The following is a 10,224-nucleotide window of genomic DNA, read 5'->3' as shown; positions in this document are numbered from 1 at the left end:
TTATAGTAAATAAAACCATTATTGGCAATACATTTTTTATCATAAATACTTTTAATTTTTTAAATATCCCATATTAATTAAAGAACAAACCTCACCACGTTTAATTGCTGAATTTTTGCTAGTAAACATTCCTTCAACTTAATTACCAATATTAGACATAACAGTTGCAATTGTCTGTAAATTATCAATGTCAACATATAGTTAGAAAGTCATTCAAATAAAAAGAGTAAAACTTGTTTCAGATCAATACTACTACGAAACCAGAATATACTCCTTTATTTCTAAAATCAGTTTTATTACCAAAAATACTTTGTTATTATTTTTATATAATGATTAAAAAGTATATATACCGCTATAAAAAGTGAGAAGCGTTTTTTCAAAACACTTCTCACATAAATTTCCATCTTTATATAAAGATTTAATTCCAAATATCTCAAGATTTATTTACTTATTCTTTGTAATGTTTGAGTAATAATTGAATCAAGCACATTTAATACCTTTTTAACAGCATTAACTGCTGCTTCTTGAACTTTTGCAATATCATCATTATTATTATAGGCACCCTTATAAGCTGCAAATTTACCACTCTTACTCATTGCCTTCAATGCAACAGCTGCTGCCAAGTCTGCATTACTTTTTGCACTAGCACCTTTATCATCACTAGTATAACCAGTAATCAACTCTCCTGCATCATTAGAATCCTTTTCGCTAATAATGCCACTTGCTATCTTAGCATTTTTTATCTTATCAAGCATTGACCATGCATTTGCTTTATTTACTTCTGTAACAAGCGCAGAACCAGCCCCTACACCAACACCACCATCATTAAAACTCTTACCACTACCACCATTAAGCACAGCAATTGCAGTAGTGTTACTTGATGCAATAACAGGAATATCATCAAAAATATCTTTATTTTCATAAAGCTTTACACCAGATTCCTCTGCAATCTCAATTATTGTTTTAATTCCTACAATCATATCTTGAACACTTTTTCTATCAGAAATAACAGAAGACTTAGTACTGCTATCACTAATTTCTCCAATACCAATATTATTATCACCAGTAGCATCAGCTAATTTGCCTACAGCGGCTATCATTTTGTCAATACTTGCACTATTAACTCCTTTATTAAAAGTTACCAACTTATTTTTTAATTGACCAAAGTATTCCTTTATTTTACCTCTATTATCATTAGGATTAATTTCTATATCAAAGTCCTCTTCATCAACCAAACTACTACTATTTTGCCCACTTAAACCAGATATAGAGTTATAAGAGTCCTCCAATAAATAAATATTATTTGAATAATATTCCTCTTCACTAATCAAACTACTATTTTGTCCACTCATGCCAGATAAAAAATCCTCAGAAAAATCAACACTAAAGTTATTTGATTCTTGTTCTATACCTCTCATAAGTCCACCTCCAGCAAATCCATTTAAGTTACTTACACTACTTGCTTCTCCTTGTGCACCTTCAAGAAATAAACCTCCAAAAAATCCACTTACTTTATACCATCCTGATGCAAGATAATCATCCTGACTGTTAACATTTGAATCAATCTTATCCTTTTCTTGTGGTAACTGAACTTTTTGATCGCCTAAGATACTATTGGTCACAGAATTAAAAATTAATGCACCTTTGCCCCTAAAAATATCTTTACCCTCGACTATGAATTTATCATCCAAATAGCATCCGTTAAATAAAAAAGTAGTAATAACCAATAAACTTAATGGTTTTCTCATCTAAGCCTCCTTTCAAATAATTTATATCTAAAATAGAAAGTATATATTGAATTTTTCAAAAAACAAAATATTTTCTCAATTTTGTCTCAAAAAAACATTTTAACAAATTTTAAATTTTTATATCAGTTTCACAAAAAAAAATCTTTTTTAGAACTGAAATTATTGATAATTCATGTGACCCAGATTATTTTTTACTTTCTCGTCTGAATTGCCTAACAGAAAAAATGTAGCCTGAAATAAACAACTTTCAAAAGGTCAAAGATATCTTTGAGACAGAATATAAAAATTAAGTATTAAATACTAGCTTTGGTTGGGTCTCATATTCAAAATTTTTTAAGTATCTACAAACAGGAATGTTCTTATGAGTATTTTTGCTTTTTTTGAAATTTACCATAAACAAGTAGTGCATATTAATTGTCAAATAAAAAAATAAAAATAAAATAAAATTATGTTAATTGTTATTTTTATAATTTAAGTGTTTATTTTGTATTTTATTAGTTTTACGCTCCTCTGCTCTGCTGCTGATTTGCTTATACTACCTATACCCAAATTATTGAAAATGCATGATGTATTACCATAAGGAAAAAGTTGATAATAAATGCTTAAAAGACGTTAAGGATTGCATAAAAGCAAATTTTAGTAATGAAGGAAAATTTAAATAGTATAATGGTTACTCTTTATAAAGGTATACTTTCTTGATTTTTATTCAAATTGCTGTATTTTTATTATTAATTTTAAAGGAGATAAAAATAAAAACCAAAAATAAATATTTTGCTTGGAGATTACTTTTGAGTCTTATCAGTTGTGATTTAATTTTTAACGATAAAATTCAAAAAAATCTATTGACTCATTTAATAAGATTGATCCTGTTTTAGATGCTAGTGAAAAATCTGTTAAAATTTCTACTAAAAAAAAGAAAAAGATTGTTAAGAAAAAACTATCTGCTCCTCGTATCAAGAGAATTAGTGATGATAATCTTACACAAAAAATGTAGTGTTAAATGATATGAATAGCGGCTTTAAGGATGATTTGCAACAAGATAGTGTAGTAAGAAGAAGAGAGATTTGACAGTAGTCTTAAAAGAAATAATGTCATTTCTAATGAAAAAGGTCGTTCAAATTTTAAATTATTAGATACAACATATGAAGTTGGTGACGAAAAAAAACAAAAACAAGAAGATGTAAAAAGTGAAAGTACAGTCACTGAAGCTCCAAAAATGTATGATTCTGATGAGAATGAAAAAATGTGATTTATGGAACTTCAACATTCTTTAAAGGTGAAAGTGGTGAATTAAAAGCAACTGTTGAAAGTAATGTAATTGATTTTACTATAGACTCTGATTTAAGACCAAAATATGTTTCGGGTTCAAGCCCTATTTCATATACTGATAAAATAGAAAAAGAAGATTATGATAAATATTACTTGGAAGATGATGAATATGAAGAATATGACGAAAAAAAAACAAGTCTAAACAATCGTTATAATTCCTATCTGGAAGGTGTTAGATATAATGTAGGTTTAGCAAGTGATACAATTGATAAATATATGACAATTATATACTATTTCAGGAAAAACAAACTAAAATACATTATTCATATCCTGGGGATATTGTTACCAAAAACAAAGCTAGAGAAGAGGTTAAAGGGTTTACAAAAGAAAAACTTGAAAGAGATCTTAAAATGTTATTAAACTATATTCAAGTAAGTGCAAAAACAGCAACAAATTTTGTATATATACAGGAAATGCATGCAAAGTAAAGAGTGGATAAACTCGAAACAGAAGTGCAATCTTTAATTTCAAAGATCCAAGAAAAAACTCATCTATACGAAGCATATAAAGAAATAATAACTCCAATTTTACGAATGAAAGATTCTCTTAAGACAGTTAAAAGCGCTATTGATAGGAATGGTCCTTTGTATTAGGAAGGAGTAGTATTAAATTATTATTTTATATATTTATAAACAGGCTATATATAATTGTAGCCTGTTTTCAATTTAAAGATAATTCTATCACCTTTAGTAACATCAGCTTTTGCATCTCCCTTCTCTTTTAAAACAATTTCTACTATTTCCTAAATTCCTTTCACCAGAAATTTAACACTTGCTACTTCTGCTGGTTTAGCGTCTTCATTTGCCTTAGCACTCCCCACACCACCACTAGCTCCCAAAGCTGCTTCCTTCACTCCTTCAGCTATCTTATCTATAGTCCCACTAATAAACTCCTCAACTACCTTCCTAACTTTCTCATATTTCCCATTCTTTTCTAAAATTTCTCTTAACTTTACTTTAACAGTTTGCATACTATTCTCAATATCACCAAAATATCTCCCTATATCTTCTTTCTTTGTTTCCGCCTTTATCCCCAATGTCCCACTTACCATATCCCCAAAACTCACAAAAACATCTAAAAATCCTTTCCCTAAATTTACCATATCACTCAAAAACACTTTCTCTGGATCTTTTACCCCACTATTACATCCTATTATTAAAAATAAAGTTATTATAGCTTTTATGTTTTTTATTTTCTTCCTTATTACACATGCCTCCTTCTTTTCCTTACAACAAAAAAGAAGTAAACCTAGATAAATCTCTAAGCTTACCTTCTAATCTTATTCCTAAATAATCTAATTCCAGATATCTGTATTATTTACTACTCTGCTGTTTTTGGCTTTCTTGCTTCATCTATTTTTTCTTTTGCTTTCTCAAGAACATTCTTTACTGTCTTTTTAATTATATCCTCTACTGCTACTAATAACTTATTTACTGCAGTTGCTCCTACTCCTTGTACTTCTTTCTCTCCTCCTGCATTATTAGCTGCCGCTCCTGCTCCTAGTTTACCTGTCTTAACCAATGATCGTAGCGCTATTCCCCCTGCTACTGCTGCTGCTTTTGGAGTATTAGCTCCTGCTAGGTGAGCATCTGATCCTCCTTTTGCAAATTTCAATGAAGTTGTATTTTCATCTGCATTAGCTGTTAGTGCTGCATCACTTTCTTGTGATTCAATTATTGATTTTAAAATTTCCTCTCCACTTACTGCTGCTAATATTATTGCGGCTTTACCTGCATCTGTTGCTGCTGGATTACCACCACTTGTAGCCAATATCTTAGCTCCATCCTTATTATCTACTCCATTTACTGTTAATGTTGTAGCTCCAGCTTCTAATGCCCTAACACCCACATCTGTTGCTATCTTAACTATTCCTTTTAATGCTCTAAACATTTCTTTTAACTGAGCATCGTCTGGGGCTGTTCCTGTACCCTGAACATTATTTGCATAACCTACTACATTAGTATCGCCTACTTGTCCTAAAGATTCTACATGCCCTTTTAATTTGCTTAAAGTAGCCTTAGCCTCATCAACTGCCCCTCTAATTTCTTGAGATTTAGAACTATCTGCTGCTTTTTCTGCTACTTCTTCTAACTCTTCTGATGCTTTCCCAAGTTTCACACCTAGGCTGCTAAAATATACTCCTACATCCTCTTTCTTTGTAGTTGTTTTTGCAGTAAAGCCCAATACATCCGACACTAACTCTATAAATGCATAAAAAACATTCTCTGCACTCCTCCCCACTTCCATCATTGCTCCACTTAATCCACTCCCGTCTCCTCCTGCTGCCCCTTCTCCTCCCTTTACTCCTCCACTACTACATCCCATCACCACCATCATCACCATCACCATCATTACTTCTCTTATTCTTATCCCCTTTAATCCTCTTTTACTTCCCTTCTCTCTTCCCTTCTCTCTTCCCTTCTCTCTTCCCTTCTCTCTATACTCGCTTATACACTCTTCTATCTTTCCTATTTCTTTCTTCTCTTTCATTCCTTTCCTTCGCCTCCTTGTTTTTTTTATTTATTTCTTATTTTTTAGCTTTCTTCGCTCTTTTCGCGTCTTAACTTTATTAGCTTTCCTTCTAATACTACTAAGACAAAAAACATAAAACGCATACAGCTATGAATGAATAAATAAATGAATAAAAGAAAATTCATAAAAATATCTATATAAAAATGATGATTCATATGACATATATCATGCTGTAAACAAAAAAAGAGAGCTTTATTGCTCCCTTTCCAGCATTCTTATCTAATAATTTTAACTATATTCAAATGTATACTAATTCAACTTACTTAATAACTTTAGCTGCAACACTTTCTCCTTGCTTAATTTCTCCTAATACCTCATTAATCCCTTTTAATCCTTCATCTACTGTATTCCTAATCGCTATTTTACTAAAATATGCAACAATTTCACTTTTTTTAGTCTCCGCCTTTATTACCAATGTCCCTGTAATCATATCCCCAAAACTTACAAAAACTTCCAAAAATCCTTTTCCTAAATTTGCTATCGAACCCACAAATTGTTCCCTTTCGCCTACTCCACTATCATATCTCATATATATAATACAATTCAATAGTGCTTCTTTAAGTTTTACTTTTAGATTATCTAACGTATCTTCAATATTACTTAAAGCAAGCAGTACTATAAATGCCTTCTAAAGTAATTCCATTGTGCAGGACGTCTTCTGCAACATTATTTATATAATTCCTAAAAAATATTGAATGTCTGTATCATTCATAAGAATTGATTTTAAAATTGTATTTCATTATCTCTCCAACCTTTACAACCTTATTCAATATACGAAAAATAATTATAGATCAATTATTTATTTTTGCTAAAAAATAATAGCAAAAATTATAAAAATTTGCAAAAAAATTAAACCTATTCTTTATATAGAAGAGATATTTACTTATTTAATTTACTTTATAAACAATGCATATAGCATAGATATTAATGCTATAAATATTCCTACATTAATGGTAATAATGGTTCCAAACATCCATGCATGTAATTTTAATTTACTATTAAGTTCCATTTTGTTCAATTCAATATCTTTCCTAACAATATCTATTTTGTTATCAAGTTCTGTAAACTTAGTATCTATTTTATTATCAAGTTCTGTAAATTTAGCATCTATTTTGTTATCAAGGACATCTTTAGCTTTTTCAATATCAGATCTTAAGCCACGCTCTAATATTTCCAGTTTAAGGTTAAAATTACTTTCTAAATATTGAAGATCTTTAATAGTAAGCTCATTTTTATAGTATCTATAAGATAAATCGTCCGCAATCTCTCTATTAATACCAGCTTTTACAAGCTCATTGAATACCATCTGCCTCGTAATTACAGGTTCCATTTGCATATACTCCATAAAGAATCTCCTTATGTAATTATTATACAATAATTTATACGTTAAATGAAAGTAAATTTAGTAAAATGTTGACTTCTATCACGATAATTTAAAGACATAATTAAATATGCAGCTGATAATGCATCAAGAGCATCATCATGACTTCGGCCATCTCCATTATATGAATAAATATCACGAAATACAGAACGACTACTATAATCTAATAAATGCATCTTGTTATAAGTAAATGGTGTTAATAAAGAAACAATCCTTGCGTGTTTATTTGTTTTAGGTCTTGTTGGTGCAATTCTAAAGTAATTTTGCATATTATCTCGAAGTTTAACATATTCACGTGTCAAAGCCCCAGCTCCTTTAATATCATCTCTATCTTCAATATAAAGTGTATTAACATTTAAATTCTCCATTATTACCTTTATTGTATTCATAACATATGGATCAACAGCTGGTTTTTGATCTTGAAATATAAATGCATAATACTTATCCGACACCTTCTCTAAAACACAAAGAGAAGTATTATCCCCACCACTACTATATGCAGGATCTAAATAAGCTATAGGACTTTTAAATTCATAGTCTTTAATAATATTAATATTACGAAATATAGCATCATTATTTGCAACCCATTCTCCTAGTAATACACTGGCTTTATATGTTGGAAAGTCTTTATAAATTTCTTCTTGGGTCTTTATAAATTCCTTTGAAATTGCCTCATTATCATATGTTGTAAAATTATATGTAGAATATATCGTGTTATTGTCAATATAATCTGTTTTAAAATAATGATCTGGATGATCAGGATTAGTATCAAAAATAATAAACTCTGGTTTGATTCTTAGTCTCTTAAGCGCTTCTTTTAATGTCTCTTTATGAAGAGTTGTTGCTTCATTAACATAAATAACAGCAGAATTCGATCCTCTAAATCTTTCAAAGTCTCTTATTTTATCTCCACCATATAAATTAATTCTTAAAGAATCGATTTCAAAATATGACGTATTTGAATATTTAGGAACAAAAGGTATTTTAAGCATATTAGCAAGCTTTTCAAACTGGCCTGTAACATTAATTTCTAATGCCTTCTGTGAGTTGCCTAATATAAAATTATTGGTATCTTTCCCATAAAGATGCCTATTTTTAAGTAAAGTTTTTAAGAATAAATAACAAGCCAAAAATGTTTTACCACTTGCAATTCCACCTGATAAAATAACTTTGTTTTGATTATTCTTTTCAATATCACTTAATACCTTAAGTTGTTTTTTATTTAAGAACTTATTTTCAAAGCTTTTAAAATCAACAACTACTGGTTTTGGTTTAATAAAAGACGCAATATCAATCCCAAATTCACGCTTATATTCTCTTTGCATCTTTTTAAAAAGAGGTAGATCATATATATTCACAACATAATCCTTTAAATTTTAAATTTAACTTGTGATTCAAAATCAGTTGCTTTTAATTTAAGCATAGCTTGGTAATACAATTCCATTTTTTTAAGTTCTTTTGCTCTTTTAACTTCGTCAAGTTCACATAGCTTATTATTAAGATCTTGATCATCTTCATTATTAATTTCTTCTTTAAGTCTTTCAATTTTGCTCTCTAACACCTTTATTTCTTGATTGTATGATTTAAACTCCAAATCTAAATAAACTATAAATGACGCAATAAATTTTAATCCCAATCTATTTCTAGCCATATGAAGCTGGCTTTTAATACTACTTGATTGTGCACTATGTTCTGATGCACGAATTAACACATTATTTAGAGTTTCTTCACTAATTGTTACTTTTGGATGTTCTTCTAAATTATTGCTTTCTCTAGACTCCCATCTACGTCTCATTTTACATACATTAACACGACTTACACCCATCTCTTTACTAATCTGTGCATCACTAAGCTTCCCTTCATTAAAATACACAATATAATCATCAAATGATTTCTTGACTTTATTCATATCTCTTCAACCTTCTAAATTAACAAAAATTAATTTAGCTTAACATAAACTTTATAACAAAATAATAATTTTACAAAATCAATCAAAAAAGCTTATAAATATATATCCAAAGAAAAATATCATTTATAATTCATAAATAAGGAGAATATTATATGAATAAAAATAAAAGTATATTAATACTTTGCATTATATTATTATATAATTGTAATGCAAATAAAACCCCATGTCAAAGAATGCCTGACTCTGTACAAACTACTAAATCTCAAGATAACTTATTAAAACCTCAAGATCTAGAAAGCAAATTCCAAAAACATGCTCATATAACTTTAACTACTGAAGAAAAAATGAAATTTGAAATATTCATATATGCTCTTAATATATCTAAAAAAGATAGATCAGCATTTTACAAGAGACTTAAACAAGATAAAAATAAAAATCAAGAATTGCAAAATTTATTCAACAAATACGAGAAATTTCGTTCTTGGATCTTAGATGATAAACATATACAAGAACAAAAAGAATTAAGTAAGGCATTTAATTACGCATATAATCATATATTATATAATAAACTAAAAAGATTTGACAATGATCAGACTACTATGCAATACATCGAAGGAGCATTTTACTATTATTTACATGATAAATATAAAGACAATCATCACTATGACGGAAAGCTGTATGGGAATACAAACTCAGGTTTCCCTAATAACTATGTAAGCTTATTTTTTGAGCATTTTATACATACAATAATTAAAAAATACGACAATAATAAAGAAATATTTCAAGCAATAAAAAACGAACTTGAAGATAAAAATAGTAAAATCTATGCAAATACATTAAACATGTTGTCATAATAAAAATTAATAATAAAATAAATTGTTAATTTAAAATAAGTAAACATTTAGCAACTACGATTTCGTAGTTGCTAATTATATAATAATCAAAGTAATTCATACCACATAACAATAATCGCTATATATTTTAAAATCACAAATATCTATTAAAATGAGGAGATTTTATATGGAAATAACCAATTTCACCTTGATTTTATTACTACTAATGAGCAGTTGTAAACAAGATAATAACACAAATAAAGGAATTAAGAGCAGAAATAAAAGAGACTTAGAACAACAAGTAGAAGCACAAAAAACACCTGAAGAAAACTTGAGAGAAAAATTAAGTGAAAGTCAAATCAAAGGTCTAGATTTTTTAAAAGAAGCTTTAAGTAGCGACTCTGAATTTAATAAATTTTTAAATGAAGACGAATCTAAAATAAAAGATGCTCTTGATCACATTCAATCAGAACTTGCAAAGTGCACAGGAGA

At 28.7% G+C, this 10,224-nt stretch carries 9 protein-coding genes and 2 pseudogenes; 4 read left to right on the top strand and 7 right to left on the bottom strand.

Translation table 11 applies throughout. The features are described 5' to 3' along the window. Nucleotides 1-440: 440 nt before the first annotated feature. Complete coding sequence (locus U880_RS10430) at nt 441-1,748, bottom strand: variable large family protein (RefSeq protein ID WP_024654328.1); 1,308 nt, start codon at nt 1,746-1,748, stop codon at nt 441-443. Between the two features lie 1,245 nt (nt 1,749-2,993). Between U880_RS10430 and U880_RS11605 the strand changes: the two genes are divergently transcribed. Together U880_RS11605 and U880_RS11600 are read left to right on the top strand one after the other, a co-directional pair. Next, entirely contained in the window at nt 2,994-3,437 is a 444-nt protein-coding gene (locus U880_RS11605; RefSeq protein WP_235047961.1) for a hypothetical protein, read from the top strand. Nucleotides 3,438-3,508: 71 nt separating this feature from the next. After that, nucleotides 3,509-3,670: a hypothetical protein gene (locus U880_RS11600; RefSeq protein ID WP_235047960.1), complete on the top strand. Its 162-nt coding sequence runs from the start codon at nt 3,509-3,511 to the stop codon at nt 3,668-3,670. An 83-nt stretch (nt 3,671-3,753) separates the two neighbouring features. Here U880_RS11600 and U880_RS09645 read toward each other — a convergent pair. The 6 genes and pseudogenes from U880_RS09645 to U880_RS0100350 form a co-directional block, all read right to left on the bottom strand. Continuing rightward, nucleotides 3,754-4,281, bottom strand: a pseudogene (locus tag U880_RS09645) (variable large family protein); the annotation flags it as partial. 116 nt (nt 4,282-4,397) lie between these two features. After that, nucleotides 4,398-5,429 (bottom strand): variable large family protein, encoded by a 1,032-nt coding sequence (locus tag U880_RS0100370; RefSeq protein ID WP_051373837.1) that lies wholly within the window; start codon nt 5,427-5,429, stop codon nt 4,398-4,400. A 538-nt stretch (nt 5,430-5,967) separates the two neighbouring features. Then, nucleotides 5,968-6,087: pseudogene (locus tag U880_RS11595) on the bottom strand (variable large family protein); the annotation flags it as partial. 414 nt (nt 6,088-6,501) lie between these two features. Then, a complete protein-coding gene (gene bdr / locus U880_RS0100360) occupies nt 6,502-6,954 on the bottom strand; it encodes a Bdr family repetitive protein (RefSeq protein ID WP_038358526.1) in 453 nt (150 codons plus the stop codon). A gap of 41 nt (nt 6,955-6,995) precedes the next feature. Further along, complete coding sequence (locus U880_RS0100355; protein ID WP_024654324.1) at nt 6,996-8,348, bottom strand: PBSX family phage terminase large subunit; 1,353 nt, start codon at nt 8,346-8,348, stop codon at nt 6,996-6,998. Nucleotides 8,349-8,359: 11 nt separating this feature from the next. After that, nucleotides 8,360-8,899, bottom strand: a complete 540-nt coding sequence (locus U880_RS0100350) for a DUF603 domain-containing protein (protein WP_024654323.1) — start codon at nt 8,897-8,899, stop codon at nt 8,360-8,362. Between the two features lie 152 nt (nt 8,900-9,051). Here U880_RS0100350 and U880_RS0100345 point away from each other — a divergent pair, with 152 nt between their 5' ends. Beyond that, complete coding sequence (locus U880_RS0100345) at nt 9,052-9,753, top strand: hypothetical protein (protein ID WP_024654321.1); 702 nt, start codon at nt 9,052-9,054, stop codon at nt 9,751-9,753. A gap of 166 nt (nt 9,754-9,919) precedes the next feature. After that, a partial coding sequence (locus U880_RS0100340; RefSeq protein ID WP_024654322.1) for an Mlp family lipoprotein occupies nt 9,920-10,224 on the top strand: 305 nt, incomplete at its 3' end.

The sequence above is a fragment of the Borrelia hispanica CRI genome, from assembly GCF_000500065.1.
In the GTDB taxonomy this organism is placed as follows: Bacteria; Spirochaetota; Spirochaetia; order Borreliales; family Borreliaceae; genus Borrelia; species Borrelia hispanica.
This window is presented reverse-complemented; position numbering and strand designations above follow the sequence as displayed.

Coding starts and splice junctions, on each gene's coding strand:
- U880_RS10430 (WP_024654328.1), bottom strand. CDS start 1,748: ATGAGAAAACCATTAAGTTTATTGGTTATTACTACTTTTTTATTTAAC.
- U880_RS0100370 (WP_051373837.1), bottom strand. CDS start 5,429: ATGATGGTGATGGTGATGATGGTGGTGATGGGATGTAGTAGTGGAGGA.
- bdr (WP_038358526.1), bottom strand. CDS start 6,954: ATGGAGTATATGCAAATGGAACCTGTAATTACGAGGCAGATGGTATTC.
- U880_RS0100350 (WP_024654323.1), bottom strand. CDS start 8,899: ATGAATAAAGTCAAGAAATCATTTGATGATTATATTGTGTATTTTAAT.
- U880_RS0100345 (WP_024654321.1), top strand. CDS start 9,052: ATGAATAAAAATAAAAGTATATTAATACTTTGCATTATATTATTATAT.